At 68.2% G+C, this 17,365-nt stretch carries 18 protein-coding genes and 1 pseudogene; 9 read left to right on the top strand and 10 right to left on the bottom strand.

Annotated elements, in window-relative coordinates; all coding sequences use genetic code 11:
* Positions 1-326 precede the first annotated feature (326 nt).
* Together G3N61_RS33030 and G3N61_RS33025 are read left to right on the top strand one after the other, a co-directional pair.
* Positions 327-1,241, top strand: a complete 915-nt coding sequence (locus tag G3N61_RS33030) for a sterol desaturase family protein (protein WP_205824490.1) — start codon at positions 327-329, stop codon at positions 1,239-1,241.
* A 95-nt stretch (positions 1,242-1,336) separates the two neighbouring features.
* Positions 1,337-2,464 carry an SGNH/GDSL hydrolase family protein gene (locus G3N61_RS33025; protein WP_043190225.1) on the top strand — a complete coding sequence of 376 codons (1,128 nt, stop codon included), beginning with the start codon at positions 1,337-1,339 and terminating at the stop codon, positions 2,462-2,464.
* A gap of 110 nt (positions 2,465-2,574) precedes the next feature.
* On the opposite strand, the gene G3N61_RS33020 is transcribed toward G3N61_RS33025, so the two are convergent.
* From G3N61_RS33020 to pyk, 6 genes are all read right to left on the bottom strand, one after another.
* A complete protein-coding gene (locus G3N61_RS33020; RefSeq protein ID WP_089451209.1) occupies positions 2,575-3,603 on the bottom strand; it encodes an L-threonylcarbamoyladenylate synthase in 1,029 nt (342 codons plus the stop codon).
* Between the two features lie 11 nt (positions 3,604-3,614).
* Positions 3,615-4,811 carry a 5-(carboxyamino)imidazole ribonucleotide synthase gene (locus G3N61_RS33015; RefSeq protein WP_043190230.1) on the bottom strand — a complete coding sequence of 399 codons (1,197 nt, stop codon included), beginning with the start codon at positions 4,809-4,811 and terminating at the stop codon, positions 3,615-3,617.
* A gap of 80 nt (positions 4,812-4,891) precedes the next feature.
* Entirely contained in the window at positions 4,892-5,413 is a 522-nt protein-coding gene (purE, locus tag G3N61_RS33010; RefSeq protein WP_039360624.1) for a 5-(carboxyamino)imidazole ribonucleotide mutase, read from the bottom strand.
* Positions 5,414-5,429: 16 nt separating this feature from the next.
* Complete coding sequence (locus G3N61_RS33005; protein ID WP_043190234.1) at positions 5,430-6,320, bottom strand: phosphoribosylaminoimidazolesuccinocarboxamide synthase; 891 nt, start codon at positions 6,318-6,320, stop codon at positions 5,430-5,432.
* Between the two features lie 221 nt (positions 6,321-6,541).
* The gene (fba, locus tag G3N61_RS33000; RefSeq protein WP_011353066.1) at positions 6,542-7,606 is read right to left on the bottom strand and encodes a class II fructose-bisphosphate aldolase; all 1,065 of its coding nucleotides are present in this window, start codon (positions 7,604-7,606) and stop codon (positions 6,542-6,544) included.
* Positions 7,607-7,908: 302 nt separating this feature from the next.
* On the bottom strand, positions 7,909-9,345 hold the full coding sequence (gene pyk / locus G3N61_RS32995; RefSeq protein WP_043190263.1) for a pyruvate kinase: 1,437 nt from the start codon (positions 9,343-9,345) through the stop codon (positions 7,909-7,911).
* On the opposite strand from pyk, the gene G3N61_RS40165 reads away from it, so the two are divergent.
* Complete coding sequence (locus G3N61_RS40165) at positions 9,344-9,472, top strand: hypothetical protein (protein ID WP_021164118.1); 129 nt, start codon at positions 9,344-9,346, stop codon at positions 9,470-9,472. The genes pyk and G3N61_RS40165 overlap by 2 nt on opposite strands.
* A 157-nt stretch (positions 9,473-9,629) precedes the next feature.
* Here G3N61_RS40165 and G3N61_RS32990 read toward each other — a convergent pair whose 3' ends face one another.
* From G3N61_RS32990 to G3N61_RS32980, 3 genes are all read right to left on the bottom strand, one after another.
* The gene (locus G3N61_RS32990; RefSeq protein ID WP_011353068.1) at positions 9,630-10,826 is read right to left on the bottom strand and encodes a phosphoglycerate kinase; all 1,197 of its coding nucleotides are present in this window, start codon (positions 10,824-10,826) and stop codon (positions 9,630-9,632) included.
* Positions 10,827-11,106: 280 nt separating this feature from the next.
* Positions 11,107-11,430, bottom strand: a complete 324-nt coding sequence (locus G3N61_RS32985; RefSeq protein WP_043190239.1) for an AzlD domain-containing protein — start codon at positions 11,428-11,430, stop codon at positions 11,107-11,109.
* Positions 11,427-12,182: an AzlC family ABC transporter permease gene (locus G3N61_RS32980; RefSeq protein ID WP_043190241.1), complete on the bottom strand. Its 756-nt coding sequence runs from the start codon at positions 12,180-12,182 to the stop codon at positions 11,427-11,429. The genes G3N61_RS32985 and G3N61_RS32980 overlap by 4 nt, the downstream gene beginning before the upstream one ends.
* Before the next feature lie 206 nt (positions 12,183-12,388).
* On the opposite strand from G3N61_RS32980, the gene G3N61_RS32975 reads away from it, so the two are divergent.
* From G3N61_RS32975 to G3N61_RS32950, 6 genes are all read left to right on the top strand, one after another.
* Positions 12,389-13,312 (top strand): branched-chain amino acid transaminase, encoded by a 924-nt coding sequence (locus G3N61_RS32975; RefSeq protein ID WP_089451211.1) that lies wholly within the window; start codon positions 12,389-12,391, stop codon positions 13,310-13,312.
* Positions 13,313-13,362: 50 nt separating this feature from the next.
* Positions 13,363-13,557, top strand: coding sequence for a zinc-finger domain-containing protein (locus tag G3N61_RS32970; protein ID WP_006749970.1), 195 nt, complete (start codon positions 13,363-13,365; stop codon positions 13,555-13,557).
* 148 nt (positions 13,558-13,705) lie between these two features.
* Complete coding sequence (gene waaF / locus G3N61_RS32965) at positions 13,706-14,743, top strand: lipopolysaccharide heptosyltransferase II (protein ID WP_043190244.1); 1,038 nt, start codon at positions 13,706-13,708, stop codon at positions 14,741-14,743.
* Positions 14,744-14,858: 115 nt separating this feature from the next.
* Positions 14,859-15,305: a nuclear transport factor 2 family protein gene (locus tag G3N61_RS32960; protein ID WP_006749968.1), complete on the top strand. Its 447-nt coding sequence runs from the start codon at positions 14,859-14,861 to the stop codon at positions 15,303-15,305.
* Positions 15,306-15,339: 34 nt separating this feature from the next.
* Complete coding sequence (locus G3N61_RS32955) at positions 15,340-16,377, top strand: hydrolase (protein ID WP_205824489.1); 1,038 nt, start codon at positions 15,340-15,342, stop codon at positions 16,375-16,377.
* Complete coding sequence (locus G3N61_RS32950; protein ID WP_205824488.1) at positions 16,370-16,957, top strand: DUF2946 family protein; 588 nt, start codon at positions 16,370-16,372, stop codon at positions 16,955-16,957. Before G3N61_RS32955 ends, G3N61_RS32950 begins: the two co-directional genes overlap by 8 nt.
* 39 nt (positions 16,958-16,996) lie before the next feature.
* On the opposite strand, the pseudogene G3N61_RS32945 reads toward G3N61_RS32950, so the two are convergent.
* Positions 16,997-17,365, bottom strand: a pseudogene (locus tag G3N61_RS32945) (hypothetical protein); the annotation flags it as partial.

The raw sequence follows: 17,365 nt of genomic DNA, 5'->3' as shown, positions 1-17,365 counted from the left end.
AACCGGTCACACCCCTTTCCATACACGACGCGCTTCCGACCTGCCTGCCGGGGCCGCCGCACACGAAATTCCGCCCTCCCCGGTTTGAAACGGTCGCCGCCACCGGTGCGCAACGCACCGCGCGCCAACCGTGCCCATAAAACAGGGCCGCACCGCCCGGCCCCGCGCCGCGCGGTTTCCGTAGAAACCCTGTCCTCAGAGGGAACCCTCTACGCTCCCCCCTCGCCTAGCGCGTGGCGATTGCGTAGGCTGTTGGCCTGACTGATATCTACAACGGGCCACACGCCCGGCCTCACGGCTTGCAGGGGAAAGAAGGAGACACGCCCATGCGATTCGACGTCGAATTGCTTCTGCTCGCGCTGGCGCCCGTCTTCCTGCTCTGCATCGCGTGGGAGGCCTGGCACCTCGCCCGCACTCGTGCGCAGGACCATGTCTATGCGTGGCGCGACACGCTGTGCAACGCGGCGCTCGCGCTGATGCACCAGGGCGCCGACAAGCTCGCATGGCTGTTCGTGATCCCCGTTTATGCGTACTGCTACCAGCACTATCGCCTGGTCACGTGGCACGACGGCTGGCTGTCGTTCGCAGTGCTGTTCGTCGCGCAGGATTTCCTCTACTACGTGTTTCATCGCGCGAGCCATCGCGTGCGCTGGCTGTGGGCCGCGCACGTCGTGCACCACTCGTCCGAGCGGATGAATTTCTCGACCGCGTTCCGCCAGAGCCTGATGTACCCCGTCGCGGGGATGTGGGTGTTCTGGCTGCCGCTCGCGTTCGCCGGCTTTCCGCCGCAACAGGTCGTCGGCATCGTGCTGATCAACCTCGCGTTCCAGTTCTTCGTGCACACGCAGGCGATCGGCAAGCTCGGCTGGCTCGAATACGTGCTGAACACGCCGTCGATCCACCGCGCGCATCATGCGCGCAATCCGCGCTATATCGACCGCAATTACGCAGGCGTCCTTGTGATCTGGGATCGCCTGTTCGGCAGCTATGTCGAGGAAACGCCCGACGATCCGCCGCAGTACGGGATCGTCGAACGGCTCGGCTCGAACAACCCGCTCGTCGCGACGTTCCACGAGTGGCTATCGATGGCCGGCGACGCGTTGCGCGTCGACGGCTGGCGCAACAAGCTGCGCGCGATTTTCGGCCCGCCTGAATGGGCGAGCGCTTATCATGCGCAGATTGCCGAGGCCGCGAACCCCGATCCGCGCACCGTGCCGCTTGCGGCTGCGCGCGACCAATAAACCGTTTCAGCCAACGGCCGCCGCGCAGCCCGGAACCGAGCAGGCACGCGGCAGATGAGAAACACATCAGGCCATATCTACGAGGAGATCGAACGATGCAGACACAACAACACGCACCTACCCGCACCCGGCAACGCATGCTGCGCACCGCGCAAGTCGCGATCGCCGGCGCCGCGCTCGCGCTGCTCGCCGCGTGCGGTGGCGGCGGTGACGACAACAACAGCGCGTCGAACACGCCGCCGTCGGGCGTGAAAATGCAGATCGTGTCGTTCGGTGACAGCCTGTCCGACGCCGGCACCTACTCGCAGATCAAGCTCGGCTTCGGCGGCGGCCGCTTCACGACGAACCCCGGCCAGGTGTGGACGCAGGACGTCGCGCAGTATTACGGCGACACGCTGCAGCCGGCCAACCAGGGCGGTTTCGGCGTGCCGCTGCAGGCCACCGGCGGCCTCGGCTACGCTCAGGGCGGCGCACGCGTGACGCAGCAGCCGGGCATCGGCCACGCGGACGCGAGCGTGCCGAACGCGGACTACGCACAGGCGACCACGATGCCGATCGCCGACCAGGTCAAGCAATACGTGTCGCAGCACGGCAGCTTCAACGCGGGCCAGATCGTGCTGCTCAACGGCGGCGCAAACGACATCTTCTATCAGGTCGCGGCGCTGCAGGCGGGCGCGATCACGCCGACGCAACTGCAGCAGAACATCGGGCTGGCCGCGCAGCAGCTTGCCGGCATCGTTCAGCAGATCGTCGCCGCCGGCGCGACCCACGTGTTCGTGTCGAACGTGCCGGACATCGGCGGCACGCCGCTCGCGCTGCAAGGCGGCTCGCAGACGACCCTCACGCAACTGTCGATGCTGTTCAACGGCACGCTCGCCGCGACGCTGCAGGCGCTCAAGGTCGATACGACCAAGTTCGTGCTGATGGACACGTTCACGTGGCAGGACGGCATCCTCGCGAACTACCAGGCGAACGGCTTCACCGTATCGAACACCGATACCGGGTGCAACCTGAAGGCGATGGTCGCGGCAGCCACGCAATACGGCGTCGCGAACGCAACCGCATTCGGCTCGTCGCTGTTCTGCTCGCCGCAGACCTACACGGCCGCCAACGCGGACCAGACCTACATGTTCGCCGACACGGTCCACCCGACCACGCATCTGTACGCGCTGTTCGCGCAGTTCGTCCAGTCGAAGATCGCGGCGTCGGGCGTCGGCAAGTAAGCCGCCGGCCACGCGCCCAAACGAAAACGCCCGACCGGTTCGCCGGTCGGGCGTTTTTTCATGCGCGGGGCAACCGGCGCGGCGACGGTCGCGTCAGCCGCGCACCTTCGTCATTCGGTCGCTTCGAACGCCGCGGCCGCACGGCCGAGCCGGTCGTTGACCGCGATCCATTCGACGGTCTCGGGCAGCTTCTCGACGAGAATCCGCGCGACCTGCGCGTGGTCGAGCGCACGCAGCATCCCGTACAGCTCACGCGCATACGCGGACGGATCTTCCGGCGCCGCGACGAAATGCACGCCGTCGGCCTGCGCCCAGCGTCCCGCGCGCGATGCGCGTGCAACGAGCGCGACGCGTTCGCCGTCGGTCTGCGCGGCCGCGAGCAACGGCTCGAGCGCATCGAACGGCAGCAGCGCGAGCGGCGTGCGCGGCGCGTAATGCGCTTTCAGCGTGCCCGACGCACGCGGCGCGGTCGCATCGCTGCCGTCCGGCAGCCGCGGTGCGCGACCGAGCACGTCGGCGATCTGCTGCGGCGTCACGTGGCCCGGACGCAGCAGCGCCGGGAAGCCGCGCGACAGGTCGAGAATCGTCGACTCGATACCGACTTCCGATGCGCCGCCGTCGAGCACGTGCACGGTGTCGCCAAATTCGTCGCGCACGTGCTGCGCGGTGGTCGGGCTCACATGGCCGAACCGGTTCGCGGACGGCGCGGCCACGCCGCCATGTCCGCCCCGCCGCGCACTGAACGCGGCCAGCAGCGCCTGCGCGACCGGATGCGACGGGCAACGCAGCCCGACCGAATCCTGCCCGCCGCTCACGGCGTCCGGAATGCGCGCATGGCGCTTCAGGATCAGCGTCAGCGGGCCCGGCCAGAACGCATCGATCAACGCCTGCGCGTCGGCCGGCAGCGCGTCGGCCCAGTAGCCGGGATCGCCGCCCGGCGGCAGGTGCACGATCACCGGATGATTCGCGGGCCGCCCTTTCGCCGCGTAGATGCGCGCGACGGCCTCGGGATTCGCCGCGTCGCCGCCGAGCCCGTAGACGGTTTCGGTCGGAAAGGCGACGAGCTGGCCCGCGTCGAGCAGCGCGGCGGCCGCGTCGATCTGCGCGGCCGTCACGGAGTTCGGGAGATCGATGGACATCGGCTGGCGCCTCAGTCGAGCGGCACGCGCAGCAGCTGCGCGCACGCGGTGGCCGCGGCAACGGCTTCGTCGCGCGTTTCGGCCGTGAAGTTCACATGGCCCATCTTGCGGCCGACGCGCGCGTCTTCCTTGCCGTACAGGTGCAGGTGCGCGGCCGGCATCGCCGCGACCGTGTCCCACGGCGGCGTGACGGCATCGGCCGCCGCACCGTTCGGGAACCACACGTCGCCGAGGATGTTCAGCATCGCGGCCGGCGAATGCTGGCGCGGGTTGCCGAGCGGCATGCGCGTCATCGCGCGCACCTGCTGCTCGAACTGGCTCGTGGCGCACGCGTCGACCGTGTAGTGGCCGGAGTTGTGCGGGCGCGGCGCCATTTCGTTCGCGACGAACGAGCCGTCTTCCAGCACGAAGAATTCGACGCACAGCACGCCGACATAGCCGAGCGTATCGGCGATCCGCACGGCCGCCTGCTGCGCCTCTTCGACGCGCGCGGCATCGGCCGCCGGCGCCGGAACGACCGTCAGCGCGAGAATGCCGTTGTGATGCACGTTCTGCGCGAGCGGGAACGCGGCCGAGCGGCCGTCCGCGCCGCGCGCGATCAGCGCCGACACTTCGTATTTCAGCGGCAGGCGCTTCTCGAGCACGCACGGCACGCCGTTCAGCGCCGCATGCGCGTCGCGCGCTTCCTGCGCGGTGCTCACGCGCACCTGGCCCTTGCCGTCGTAGCCCAGGCGCGCCGTCTTCAGGATGCCCGGCAGCACCGCGTCGAGCGCAGCATCGTCGAGCGCGGCGAGTGCCGCCGACGATTCGATCACGACGTGCGGTGCAACGGGCACGCCCGACGCTTCGATGAAGCGCTTCTCCGCGATCCGGTCCTGCGCGACCGCGACGCAGCGGCCGGCCGGCGCGACGAAGGTCGTGCGCGCGAGGCAATCGAGGCTCGCGGCCGGCACGTTCTCGAACTCCGTCGAAACAGCCTCGCACAGGTCGGCCAGTTCGGCGAGCGCGGCTTCGTCGTCATACGCAGCGCGCAGGTGGCGGTCGGCGACCGCGCCGGCGGGGCTCGTCGGATCGGGATCGAGCACGGCGACGCGATAGCCCATCGACTGGGCGGCAAAGCAGAACATGCGGCCGAGCTGGCCACCGCCGACCATGCCCAGCCACGCGCCGGGCAGGATCGGGGAAACGGAATCAGGAGTTGCGGTCATGTCAGTGGTCGGTCGCGGCGGGCGCTGCCCGCCGCAGTGGGGAGGTCAGGCAGCCGCGACGCGCGGCCGCCGGTGCGCCGTCATTCCAGCGGCGGCAGCACCATCGCGTGCGCGGCTTCGTTCTGGCGCACGCGGAACGCGGCGAGCCGGTTCGCATAGTCGACCGAGTTGCCGGACAGGATCGACACCGCGAACAGCGCGGCATTCGCGGCGCCGGCCTCGCCGATCGCGAACGTCGCGACCGGCACGCCTTTCGGCATCTGCACGATCGAGTGCAGCGAATCGACACCCTTCAGGTACTTGCTCGCGACCGGCACGCCGAGCACCGGCACCGTGGTTTTCGCGGCCAGCATGCCGGGCAGGTGCGCGGCGCCGCCGGCGCCCGCGATGATCGCGCGCAGCCCGCGCTCACGCGCTTTCTCCGCATAGTCGAACATTTCGTCGGGCATCCGGTGCGCGGACACGACCTTCGCTTCGTACGGCACGCCGAATTCCTGCAGGATGGCAACCGCATGCTTCATCACGTCCCAATCGGAACTCGAACCCATCAGCACGCCGACGAGCGGCGCGCTGTGCGTGTGGGCAGTCTGAACTTCGCTCATGTGTTCTGATCCCCGCTCAGGCGAGCGCCTGGCCCGTGATGCGCTCGAGCGCTTCCTGGTACTTCGCGGCCGTCTTCTCGACGACGTCGGCCGGCAGCGCCGGCGCCGGCGCCGTCTTGCCCCACGGCTGCGCCTCGAGCCAGTCGCGCACGAACTGCTTGTCGAACGACGGCGGGTTCGTGCCGACCTGGTACTGGTCGGCCGGCCAGAAGCGCGACGAATCGGCCGTCAGCGCTTCGTCCATCAGGTACAGCTTGCCGTGGTTGTCGAGGCCGAATTCGAACTTCGTGTCGGCGATGATGATGCCGCGCGTCGCCGCGTAGTCGGCCGCTTCCTTGTACAGCTTGATCGAGATGTCGCGGATCGTCGCGGCCAGCTCGGTGCCGATGCGGCGCTCGGTTTCCTCGAACGTGATGTTCTCGTCGTGCTCGCCCATCTCGGCCTTCGCGGCCGGCGTGAAGATCGGCTCGGGCAGCTTCTGCGCGTTCTGCAGGCCTTCCGGCAGCTGCACGCCGCACACGGCGCCCGACGCCTGGTATTCCTTCCAGCCGCTGCCGGCCAGGTAGCCGCGCACGACCGCTTCGATCATGATCGGCTCGAGTCGCTTGACGACCACGCCACGGCCCTTGACCTGCTCGACCTCGTCGGCCGCGACGACCGCTTCCGGCGCGTCGCCCGTCAGGTGGTTCGGCACGATGTGCGCGAGCTTGTCGAACCAGAAGTTCGCCATCTGGTTCAGCACGCGGCCCTTGTTCGGAATCGGCTCGCCCATCACCACGTCGAATGCCGACAGACGGTCGGTCGTGACGATCAGGAGCTTGTCGTTGCCGACCGCGTAGTTATCGCGGACCTTGCCGCGACCGAGGAGCGGCAGCGAGCGGAGCGTGGATTCGTAGAGGGTAGACATCGTCTTTTCGCAGATAAGGAGCCAAACAAAAAGGGAAACGCCGTTCCCCGCGGCAGGCGGGAACGGCGGTCTTGCAATACGTCGGCGAACCGGCCGGGCGACAGCGCCCGGGCGGTTGCCGGCCGGCCCTCGTTCGGCCGGACGGAACGGCTGCGGGGTCGGATCAGATCCGGCCGGACAGCCTTGCCGTTGCCTTTCGGCGCGGCAATCGTACTACAGTCTTAGCGCACGACCTGTGCGAGCGCACCGGACTTGTACTGCTCGGCGATCTTGTCGAGCGACACCGGCTTGATCTTGCCGGCCTGGCCTTCGCAGCCGAACGCGAGGTAGCGGTCGACGCACACCTGCTTCGCCGCTTCACGCGCGGGCTTCAGGTAGTCGCGCGGATCGAACTTGCCCGGGTTCTCGAACAGGTAGCGGCGGATCGCACCGGTGATCGCGAGACGCAGGTCGGTGTCGATGTTGATCTTGCGCACGCCGTGCTTGATGCCTTCCTGGATTTCCTCGACCGGCACGCCGTAGGTTTCCTTCATGTCGCCGCCGAATTCACGGATCTCGGCCAGCAGTTCCTGCGGCACCGACGACGAACCGTGCATCACGAGGTGGGTGTTCGGAATGCGCGCGTGGATTTCCTTGATGCGCTGGATCGACAGGATGTCGCCCGTCGGCTTCTTCGAGAACTTGTACGCGCCGTGCGACGTACCGATTGCGATCGCGAGTGCATCGCACTGCGTGAGCTTCACGAAGTCGGCGGCCTGCTCCGGATCGGTCAGCAGCTGCTCGCGGGTCATCGTGCCTTCCGCGCCGTGGCCGTCTTCCTTGTCGCCCTTCATCGTCTCGAGCGAGCCGAGCACGCCGAGTTCTGCTTCGACCGTCACGCCGATCGAGTGCGCCATCTCGACGACCTTGCGCGACACGTCGACGTTGTATTCGTACGACGCGACCGTCTTGCCGTCGGCTTCGAGCGAACCGTCCATCATCACGCTGGTGAAGCCGCTGCGGATCGCGGCCATGCAGACCGCCGGCGACTGGCCGTGATCCTGGTGCATCACGACCGGGATGTGCGGATACGACTCGACCGCTGCTTCGATCAGGTGGCGCAGGAACGGCTCGCCCGCATACTTACGCGCGCCGGCCGATGCCTGCATGATCACGGGTGCGCCGACCTGGTCCGCCGCCGCCATGATCGCCTGGACCTGCTCCAGGTTGTTCACGTTGAAGGCCGGCAGGCCGTAACCGTGCTCTGCCGCGTGGTCCAGCAATTGACGCATTGATACGAGAGGCATTGTGGAACTCCTTGGAATGAAAACCGGTGCGCCCTGACGCCGGCGCGGCGCTCGCTCCCGTTCGAACCCGGGGTGGCGCGGCGCGGCTGAGCGTCGAATAGCCGCATTTTATCGCGAAGCGCCTCCGATTCCGACCGCCCGGTGGCGCCCACTCGCAATTTGTTACGTTCGCACGGCACAAAGCGGGCAAAAAAAGAAAAAAAACCGCGCGGGGCATGCGACCCCGCGCGGCTTTCGTCAAAAATCGGGGCCCGATTGCCTCGGCCGCCGGTTTTTGGGCCGGGCAGCTGCCCGGCCGGTGCTCAATAGTGCTCGCCGACCCGCACGATCTTCAGCGTGTTGGTGCCGCCCGCCTGCCCCATCGGCTCGCCGACGGTCAGCACGACCATGTCGCCGTGCTGCACGTAGCCCTGCTTGACGACGATTTCGAGCGCCGCCTGCAGCGCCGAATCGCGGTCGCTGTTGAAGTCGACGTGCAGCGGCGTCACGTTGCGGTACAGCGCCATCGTGCGCTCGCTGCCGACGCGCGGCGTCAGCGCGAAGATCGGCACGTGCGTGTAGTGGCGCGACATCCACAGCGCGGTCGCGCCCGATTCGGTCAGCGCGACGATCGCCTTCGCACCGAGGTGGTACGCGGTGAACAGCGCGCCCATCGCGATCGACTGGTCGATCCGCGTGAACGTGCGGTCGAGGAAATCCTTGTCCAGCTCGACGTGTTCCGACTTTTCCGCCTCGACGCACACGGCCGCCATCGTCTCGATCGTGACGACCGGGTACTTGCCGGCGGCCGTCTCGGCCGACAGCATCACCGCGTCGGTGCCGTCGAGCACCGCGTTCGCGACGTCCGACACTTCCGCGCGCGTCGGCACCGGCGCGTGGATCATCGATTCCATCATCTGCGTCGCGGTGATCACGAGCTTGTTCGACTCGCGCGCCATCCGGATCATGCGCTTCTGCAGCGCCGGCACGGCCGCGTTGCCCACTTCCACCGCGAGGTCGCCGCGCGCGACCATGATGCCGTCGGACGCGTCGAGAATGCTCTGCAGCGCCGGAATCGCTTCCGCGCGCTCGATCTTCGCGATCATCTTCGGCTTGATGCCGTACGGCGCGCCCGCGATGTTCGCGAGCTGGCGCGCCATTTCCATGTCGGTCGCGTTCTTCGGGAACGACACGGCCACCAGGTCCGCGCCGAGCGACATCGCGGTGCGGATGTCTTCCATGTCCTTCGCGGTCAGCGCAGGCGCCGACAGGCCGCCGCCCTGGCGGTTGATGCCCTTGTTGTTCGACAGCTCGCCGCCCACCTTGACGATCGTGTGGATCTCGTCGCCGAGCACGCGCTCGACGGTCAGCACGATCAGGCCGTCGTTCAGCAGCAGCAGGTCGCCCGTGCGCAGGTCACGCGGCAGTTCCTTGTAGTCGAGCCCGACGCGCTCGTCGTTGCCCATCTCGCAGCCCGCGTCGAGGATGAAGGACTGGCCCGGCTCGAGCGTCGTCTTGCCGTTCTCGAACTTGCCGACGCGGATCTTCGGGCCCTGGAGGTCGGCCATGATCGCGATCTCGCGGCCGACCCTGCGGGCGGCCTCGCGCACCATCTCGGCGCGCTGGCGGTGATCGTCGGCCGTGCCGTGCGAAAAATTGAGCCGCACGACGTCGAGGCCCGCCTGCATCATCTGCAGCAGAATCTCCGGCGAACTGGAAGCCGGGCCGATCGTGGCGACTATCTTGGTGGCGCGCTGCATGAAACTCCTCATCTGGATCAAGGTGGATGCGCTGGGTGAAACGCTGCGAGAGCCGGAAGCGGCAGGCCCAGCGGCGGCCGTTCCGGGGGGCGTGCCGGTGCTTGCGCCCGGCATCGCTTTGTTCTGAATCTCGTGGTGCTGCTCGGCCGCGTCGCCGGCGGCCGCCGGTGCGCGCGGGGCGGTGTTCGCCCGCGCGGGCGCGCGTTTGCGCTTGCCCGCGCCGGCCGGCTGCTCCGCTTTCGCGGAGCGCGCGGCCTTCGTCACCCCTGCGCGCGCCGCCACGCTCAGGCCGCCCGCGTTTCCAGCACTTCCACTGCCGGCAGCTTCTTCCCCTCGAGGAACTCGAGGAAGGCACCGCCGCCCGTCGAGATGTAGCTGACCTGGTCATGGATGCCGTACTTCGCGATGGCCGCGAGCGTGTCGCCGCCGCCCGCGATCGAGAACGCGGACGATTTGGCGATCGCTTCCGCGAGCGTCTTGGTACCGTTGCCGAACTGGTCGAACTCGAACACGCCGACCGGGCCGTTCCACACGATCGTGCCGGCCTTCTCGAGCTGGCTCGCGAGCGCCTTGGCGGTATCCGGGCCGATGTCGAGGATCATGTCGTCCGCTTCGATGTCGGCGACCTGCTTCACCGTGGCCACGGCCGTCGGCGAGAATTCCTTGGCCGTCACGACGTCGGTCGGGATCGGCACCGATGCGCCGCGCTCGCGCGCTTCGTCGATGATCGCCTTCGCTTCGTTGACGAGGTCGGCTTCCGCGAGCGACTTGCCGATCGACAGGCCGGCCGCGAGCATGAACGTGTTCGCGATGCCGCCGCCGACGATCAGCTGGTCGACCTTGCCGGCCAGCGACTTCAGGATCGTGAGCTTGGTCGACACCTTCGAGCCGGCGACGATCGCCACCAGCGGGCGGGCCGGGTTGCCGAGCGCCTTGCCGAGCGCGTCGAGTTCGGCGGCCAGCAGCGGGCCCGCGCACGCGACCGGCGCGTACTTCGCGATCCCGTGGGTGGTCGCTTCCGCGCGGTGCGCGGTGCCGAACGCGTCGTTCACGTACACGTCGCAGAGCTTCGCCATCTTTTGCGCGAGCTCGTCCGAATTCTTCTTCTCGCCCTTGTTCACGCGGCAGTTCTCGAGCAGCACGACCTGGCCCGGCGCGACGTTCACACCGTTCTCGACCCAGTTCGAGACGAGCGGCACGTCACGGCCGAGCAGCTCGGCGAGGCGCTTCGCGACCGGCGCGAGCGAATCTTCCGGCTTGAATTCGCCTTCGGTCGGGCGACCGAGGTGCGACGTGACCATCACGGCCGCGCCGGCGTCGAGCGCGGCCTGGATGGCCGGCACGGACGCGCGCACGCGCGTGTCTTCGGTGATGTTGCCCTGGTCGTCCTGCGGGACGTTCAGGTCGGCGCGGATGAATACCCGCTTGCCGGCGAGCTGGCCGGCGGCGATCAGGTCGGTAAGACGCTTGACTTGGCTCATGTTGAACAGATTGAAGTAGTGGATGGGGAAAGGGGGTTCACGCTGGACGTGCGCGGGCTGCCGCGAAAGGGCGCCGGATGCGGCCGTGGCTGGCGGTTCGCATGACGCGCACGGGTAAAAAATCTCGAACGGGCATTCTAGCCGATCCACCCGGCAGACTGCCCCGCGGGCGGCGAATTCCGCCTATTTGGGATCGCGCGCGGGAATGGACACATTGCCGCAACGCAGCAATGCACCCGCGCAAGCGGCCGGTGCCCGGCGGGCCTGCACGGGCGGTTCATCAGAAGATCAGGCGCAGTACGGTAAACACGAGCATCCCGACGACGATCGTGCCGAGCATGCTGCGCCGCCACAAGAACCAGCCGAGGCCGGCGAGCGCCGCGTAGAACGGATGGTTGGACAGCGCGAACGACAGCCCGGCCGGCGTTTCGAGCACGTCGGGCAGCACGACGGCGACCAGCGCCGCCGCCGGCGCGTAGCGCATCGCGCGCTGGGCGCGCTCGGGCAGCACGGTGCGCTCGCCGCCGATCAGGAACAGCGCGCGCGTGACCGCCGTGACGATCGTCATCCCGATGATGACGATCCAGATGTCGGTCGCGCTCATTCGATTTCCTTGTCATGCACGGTTTCGGTGCGGATGCGCCGCCAGTCGGCCCGCTCGACGAAGAAGTCGGCCATGCTGCCGGCCGCGAGCGCGGCGAGCACCGCGAGCGGCAGCGCGAGCCGGTACGGCAGGTCGAACGCGACGAGCGACACGACGCCGGCCACCGCGACGGCCGCGAGCGTCGAGCGGTTCGCGACCGCCGACACCATGATCGGGATCAGCGCGAGCGTGCCGGCCAGCTCCAGCCCCCAGCTCGCGGGAAAGAAGCTCGCGAGCAGGATGCCGGCGAGCGACGACACCTGCCACGACGCCCAGCTCGCGAGCGCCATCCCCCAGAAGTACGCTTCCTTGCCCGGCACGTAGCCGTTCGCGAAGCCCTGCTTCTGGAACAGCAGGTAGATCACGTCGCCGTTGAAATAGCCGATTGCGAGGCGCCGCCACAGCGGCAGGTAGGAGAAATGGGGGGCGAGCCCGGCGCTGAAGATCACGAAGCGCGTGTTGACCATCGCGGCCGTGAGCAGGATGGTCCAGATCGGCAGCTTTGCGGCGAGCAGCGGCAGCACCGCGAGCTGCGACGAGCCCGCGTAGACCAGCAGCGACATCGCGCTCGCCTGCCCGAGCGTCATCACCGACTTGCTCATCGCGATGCCCGTGACGAGCCCCCACGAGAAAATCGCCATCAACGTCGGGGAATAGTCGCGTGCGCCCTGGATCAGCGCGAAGCGGTCGGTGGCGGACAATCGAGCGAGCATGGGAAACGGGCCGCAGCGGGCGGTTCGTCGGGGCGGCGGCGCCTCCTGCCGGCACGGCCCGTCATTATTGGAATCGGTACCGGGCGATTATAGCGCCGGCCCCGCGCCGACCGACCGGGTTGACGCCAAATGACGCTAAAATAAGCGTCTTTCCGGCTCAACGCTGCACATAACCCGCTGCACCTCACTGCTTCCAGGAGAATCCTATGTCAATGGCCGACCGCGACGGCAAGATCTGGAAGGACGGCAAGCTGATCGACTGGCGCGATGCCACGATCCACGTCCTGACCCACACGCTGCACTACGGCATGGGCGTCTTCGAAGGCGTGCGCGCATACAAGACGGCCGATGGCAGCACCGCGATCTTCCGCCTGCGCGAGCACACGAAACGTCTGCTGAATTCGGCAAAGATCTTCCAGATGGACGTGCCGTTCGACCAGGAAACGCTCGAAGCCGCGCAACTCGAAGTCGTGCGCGAGAACAAGCTCGAGTCGTGCTACCTGCGCCCGATCATCTGGGTCGGTTCGGAAAAGCTCGGCGTGTCGGCCAAGGGCAACACGATCCACGTCGCGATCGCCGCGTGGCCGTGGGGTGCGTACCTCGGCGAGGACGGGCTCGCGAAGGGCATCCGCGTGAAGACGTCGTCGTTCACGCGTCACCACGTGAACGTGTCGATGGTGCGCGCGAAGGCGTCGGGCTGGTACGTGAACTCGATCCTCGCGAACCAGGAAGCGACCGCCGACGGCTACGACGAGGCACTGCTGCTCGACGTCGACGGCTACGTGTCGGAAGGCTCCGGCGAGAACTTCTTCCTCGTGAACAACGGCAAGCTGTACACGCCCGATCTCGCGTCGTGCCTGGACGGCATCACCCGCGACACGATCATCACGCTCGCGCGCGACGCCGGCATCGAAGTGATCGAGAAGCGCATCACGCGCGACGAGGTCTACACGGCAGACGAAGCGTTCTTCACCGGCACGGCCGCCGAAGTCACGCCGATCCGCGAGCTCGACAACCGCACGATCGGCAGCGGCGCGCGCGGCCCGATCACCGAAAAGCTCCAGTCGGCGTTTTTCGATATCGTGTCGGGCAAGAACGCGAAGTACGCGCACTGGCTGACGAAGGTCTGAGCGCGCCGCGCCACCGACCGCCCCACAAAAGAGTGATAAGAGAAAGTCTCATGAGTGAAATCAAGGAAATGCCGCTGGTCGAGCTGACGGCCAAGGATCTTCCCGCGTACTGCCCGAACCCGGCCATGGCACGCTGGAGCGCGCACCCGCGCGTCTTCATCGACGTCTCGCACGGCGAGGCGCGCTGCCCGTACTGCGGCACGCGCTACAAGCTGCGCGACGGCGAGGTCGTCAAGGGCCACTGAGCCCCGGCGGCCGGGCCTGCAGGCTTGCAGGCCCGCCGACCCGCAAGGCGGCGCGGCCGGATCCCCGGCGCGCCGCCCTTCTCCATTCTGGCAACCCGAACGCGGCGCCTGAGCGCCGTGCTTCATTACGACATCGGAAGTCGACCTGATGCGTCGAGCGCTGGTTATCGCACCGAACTGGATCGGTGACGCATTGATGGCGCAGCCGCTTTTTGCGCTGCTGAAGAAAAACCATCCCCGCATCGCAATCGATGCCGTCGCGCCCTCGTGGGTCGCGCCCGTGCTCGAGCGGATGCCGGAGATCCACGATGTCTACGCGACCGATCTCGCGCACGGCAAGCTGCAGATGCTGCGCCGCTGGCAGCTCGCGAGCGACCTGCGCGACGTCGGCTACGACGCGGCGTACGTGCTGCCGAATTCGCTGAAGTCCGCGGTGATCCCGTGGCTCGCGAACATCCCGCTGCGGGTCGGCTACACGGGCGAGCACCGCTACGGGCTGCTGAACGTGCGGCACGCGAACCCCGACAAGTCGGGCGAGCGGCCGCCGATGACGGCCCACTACGCGGCGCTCGCGTACGCGCCGGGCGCGAAGCTGCCCGAGTCGATGAAGACGCTGCCGCCGCCGCGCCTCGACGCCGACCTGAACGAGACGGCGCGCGTGTCCGCGCGCTTCAATCTCGACACGCGCAAGCCGCTCGTCGTGTTCTGCCCCGGCGCGGAATACGGCCCGGCCAAGCGCTGGCCGCCCGAGCACTTCGCGTCGCTCGCCAACATCGTCCACCAGTCGTTCCCGTACACGCAGATCGTCGCGCTCGGCTCGCAGAAGGATGCGGCGGCCGCGCAGGCCATCGCCGACCACGCGCCGAACGTGCGCAACCTGTGCGGGCAGACGTCGCTGTCGGAAGCGTGTGCGCTGATCGCGCGTGCGAACGCGGTCGTCACCAACGATTCGGGGCTGATGCACGTGGCGGCCGCGCTACGCCGGCCGCTCGTCGCGCTGTACGGATCGACCGATCCGCGCCACACCCCTCCGCTGTCGGATCTGGCGAAGGTACAATGGCTTCATCTCGAATGCAGTCCCTGCTTCGAACGCGAGTGCCCGCTCGGCCACCTGAAGTGCCTGCGCGAACTCGGTCCCGAGCAGGTATTCGGCGATTTGCGCGGCATGCTCGTCGGGCAACGCTGACCCTGGCCGGCAGCGTCGCACGACGCGCCGGGCAATCCGATTCACCGGTGTACGGCGGCTCCATCCGGGCCGCCGTGCTGAATACGGCGCGCGACGCGCGCGAGAGATAACCCCGATGCCACGTTTTGCCCGCCTCTTCGAAGCCGCCGCCGATACGCTGAACGCCTACTACCAGGCCGTCGCCGATGCCAATCTCGACGCGCTGCTGGGATTGTGGATCGACGAGGATTTCGCCAGCTGCGTATGGGCGGACGGCGAGCATCTGCACGGCCTCGACCAGATCCGCAGCGGGCTCGCCAACCGGCTCGCCACGCGCCCCGTGACGATCGAGCCGCTCGACATCCGCGTGTACGACAGCCTCGGCACGGTCGTCTATACGATCGCCGAAGCGCATCAGCAGGCCGACCTGACGGCCGAACCCGACATGGTTTTCGCCACGTACGTGATGATTCACGAACGCGGCGAGTGGCGCATCGCACATATTCACGCGAGCCCGATTCCTGAACAAGCGGCCGGACAATTCGCCGCGAAGATCCGTCACGGGCAGGGTCCGCTGCACTGACGAAAAGACGAAGCAACGCATACGCGGGGCGATCATGAGTACGGCTTCTCCGCCCACCTCGCCGCTGACCGGGGCCCCGGCCCCCGACGACGACACACTGCGCTATCGCGCACCACGCTGGCTGCCCAACAGCCATGCGCAAACCATCGTGCCCGCGCTGTTCGCGCGACGCCCCGTCGTCGCTTACCGACGAGAGCGATGGGAAACCCCCGACCACGACTTCATCGATCTCGACTGGGTCGCGCATCTCGACAGCGCGGCGCCGGCGCCCGATGCGCCGCTGTTCGTGCTGTTCCACGGCCTCGAAGGCAGCTCCGGCTCGCACTATGCGCTCGCGATGATGGCCGCCGCGCGCGCGAAGGGCTGGCACGCCGTCGTGCCGCACTTCCGCAGTTGCAGCGGCGAGATCAACCGCCAGCCGCGCTTCTACCATCTCGCCGACAGTGCCGAAGTCGACTGGATCCTGCGCCGGCTCGCCGCGCAGCATCGCGGGCCGCTGGTCGCGGCCGGCGTGTCGCTCGGCGGCAATGTGCTGCTGCGCTGGCTCGGCGAGCATCGCAGCGACACGTCGATCCTGCGTGCCGCCGCCGCGATCTCGACGCCGATCGACGTGCACGCCGGCGGGCGCGCGCTGTCGCAAGGCTTTGCGATGGTCTACACGCGCAGCTTCCTGAAGACCCTCAAGCGCAAGGCGCTCGCGAAGCTCGACCAGTACCCGGGGCTGTTCGACCGCGAAGCGATGCTGCAGGCCGTGACGATGCGCGACTTCGACGAGATCGTGACCGCGCCGCTGCACGGTTTCGCGGATGCGGACGACTACTGGACCAAGGCGACGACACGGCCGCTGCTGCCCGCGATCGACGTGCCGACGCTGCTCCTCAACGCCCGCAACGACCCGTTCCTGCCTGAATCGGCGCTGCCCGGCCCGGCCGACGTATCGCCGGCCGTCGAGCTCGACCAGCCCGCGGCCGGCGGGCACGCGGGATTCATGACCGGGCCGTTCCCCGGCCGCCTCGACTGGCTGTCGGCGCGGGTGTTCGGCTATTGCTCCAAATTCGTCGACCATGGATGACATCGTCCGGCAGGCCCTCGCCAAATGGCCGAACGTGCCGCACTGTACCGGCTGGCTGCTGCTCGACCGGCGCGGCGAATGGCGGCTGCGCGACGACGCGGCGCAGGCGGCCGGCGAGCTCGGCTCGCCGATCCGCCATGCGGCGCTGAACGCGTTCATCGGCCGCAACTACGAATGCGATGCGCAGGGCCAGTGGTTCTTCCAGAACGGGCCGCAGCGCGTGTACGTCGAGCTCGCCTATACGCCGTGGGTCGTCCGGCTCGCCGAGCGCGACGGGCAGCTCACGCTCGCCGACCAGACCGGCACGCCGTTCGAACCGGACGAGGCCTGGCTCGACGACGCGGGTGGCGTGCTGTTTCGCGCGGCCGGCACGCCGCCGCGCATCGCGGCGCTGCACGATCACGATCTCGGGCTGTTCGCCGATCACGCGGATTTCGATGCCGCGCCGCCCGTGCTGCGCTGGCGCGACGGCTGCACGCTGCCGCTCGGCAGCATCGTCTGCGCGGACGTCCCCGCCCGGTTCGGCTACGTCGCAAGCCCCGCGCAACAGGCGCGCGGTGCGGCAGGCGGCGGTACCTGACCCGCGGCGGCTTCACCCGCGTTTGCCGCGTCGCGGCCGCTACCCGCGGCCGTTCTTCTCGTCCTCGCGCTCTTCCTTGTAGCGCGCCTCGAATTCCAGCAGCCGCGCGCCGATCATCGACTGCTCGTAGAACGACACGTCCTTCGCGTCGCGCGCATCCTTCAGTTGGCGAATCGCCGACGGCCATGCGCCGTCGAGCGCGAGCTTCTCCGCGAGCGCGCGGCGCCGCGCCAGCACGTCGCCCTTGCCGTCGCTCGCCTTCGCGAGATAGTCCCACCAGTCCGGCAAGCTCGGTCTCGGCGACGAGACTGGCCCGCAAGTCGACCGGTAAACGTCATGGACAAGTCGCTGGGCGCGCGTCTCGCCCGTCATCCCGTCATCGCCACGCTGTACGGCGTCGAGCAGGCC

This window comes from Burkholderia sp. Ac-20349 (assembly GCF_017104865.1).
Classification (GTDB): domain Bacteria; phylum Pseudomonadota; class Gammaproteobacteria; order Burkholderiales; family Burkholderiaceae; genus Burkholderia; species Burkholderia aenigmatica.
This window is presented reverse-complemented; position numbering and strand designations above follow the sequence as displayed.

Coding starts and splice junctions, on each gene's coding strand:
- G3N61_RS33030 (WP_205824490.1), top strand. CDS start 327: ATGCGATTCGACGTCGAATTGCTTCTGCTCGCGCTGGCGCCCGTCTTC.
- G3N61_RS33025 (WP_043190225.1), top strand. CDS start 1,337: ATGCAGACACAACAACACGCACCTACCCGCACCCGGCAACGCATGCTG.
- G3N61_RS33020 (WP_089451209.1), bottom strand. CDS start 3,603: ATGTCCATCGATCTCCCGAACTCCGTGACGGCCGCGCAGATCGACGCG.
- G3N61_RS33015 (WP_043190230.1), bottom strand. CDS start 4,811: ATGACCGCAACTCCTGATTCCGTTTCCCCGATCCTGCCCGGCGCGTGG.
- purE (WP_039360624.1), bottom strand. CDS start 5,413: ATGAGCGAAGTTCAGACTGCCCACACGCACAGCGCGCCGCTCGTCGGC.
- G3N61_RS33005 (WP_043190234.1), bottom strand. CDS start 6,320: ATGTCTACCCTCTACGAATCCACGCTCCGCTCGCTGCCGCTCCTCGGT.
- fba (WP_011353066.1), bottom strand. CDS start 7,606: ATGCCTCTCGTATCAATGCGTCAATTGCTGGACCACGCGGCAGAGCAC.
- G3N61_RS40165 (WP_021164118.1), top strand. CDS start 9,344: ATGAAACTCCTCATCTGGATCAAGGTGGATGCGCTGGGTGAAACGCTG.
- pyk (WP_043190263.1), bottom strand. CDS start 9,345: ATGCAGCGCGCCACCAAGATAGTCGCCACGATCGGCCCGGCTTCCAGT.
- G3N61_RS32990 (WP_011353068.1), bottom strand. CDS start 10,826: ATGAGCCAAGTCAAGCGTCTTACCGACCTGATCGCCGCCGGCCAGCTC.
- G3N61_RS32985 (WP_043190239.1), bottom strand. CDS start 11,430: ATGAGCGCGACCGACATCTGGATCGTCATCATCGGGATGACGATCGTC.
- G3N61_RS32980 (WP_043190241.1), bottom strand. CDS start 12,182: ATGCTCGCTCGATTGTCCGCCACCGACCGCTTCGCGCTGATCCAGGGC.
- G3N61_RS32975 (WP_089451211.1), top strand. CDS start 12,389: ATGTCAATGGCCGACCGCGACGGCAAGATCTGGAAGGACGGCAAGCTG.
- G3N61_RS32970 (WP_006749970.1), top strand. CDS start 13,363: ATGAGTGAAATCAAGGAAATGCCGCTGGTCGAGCTGACGGCCAAGGAT.
- waaF (WP_043190244.1), top strand. CDS start 13,706: ATGCGTCGAGCGCTGGTTATCGCACCGAACTGGATCGGTGACGCATTG.
- G3N61_RS32960 (WP_006749968.1), top strand. CDS start 14,859: ATGCCACGTTTTGCCCGCCTCTTCGAAGCCGCCGCCGATACGCTGAAC.
- G3N61_RS32955 (WP_205824489.1), top strand. CDS start 15,340: ATGAGTACGGCTTCTCCGCCCACCTCGCCGCTGACCGGGGCCCCGGCC.
- G3N61_RS32950 (WP_205824488.1), top strand. CDS start 16,370: ATGGATGACATCGTCCGGCAGGCCCTCGCCAAATGGCCGAACGTGCCG.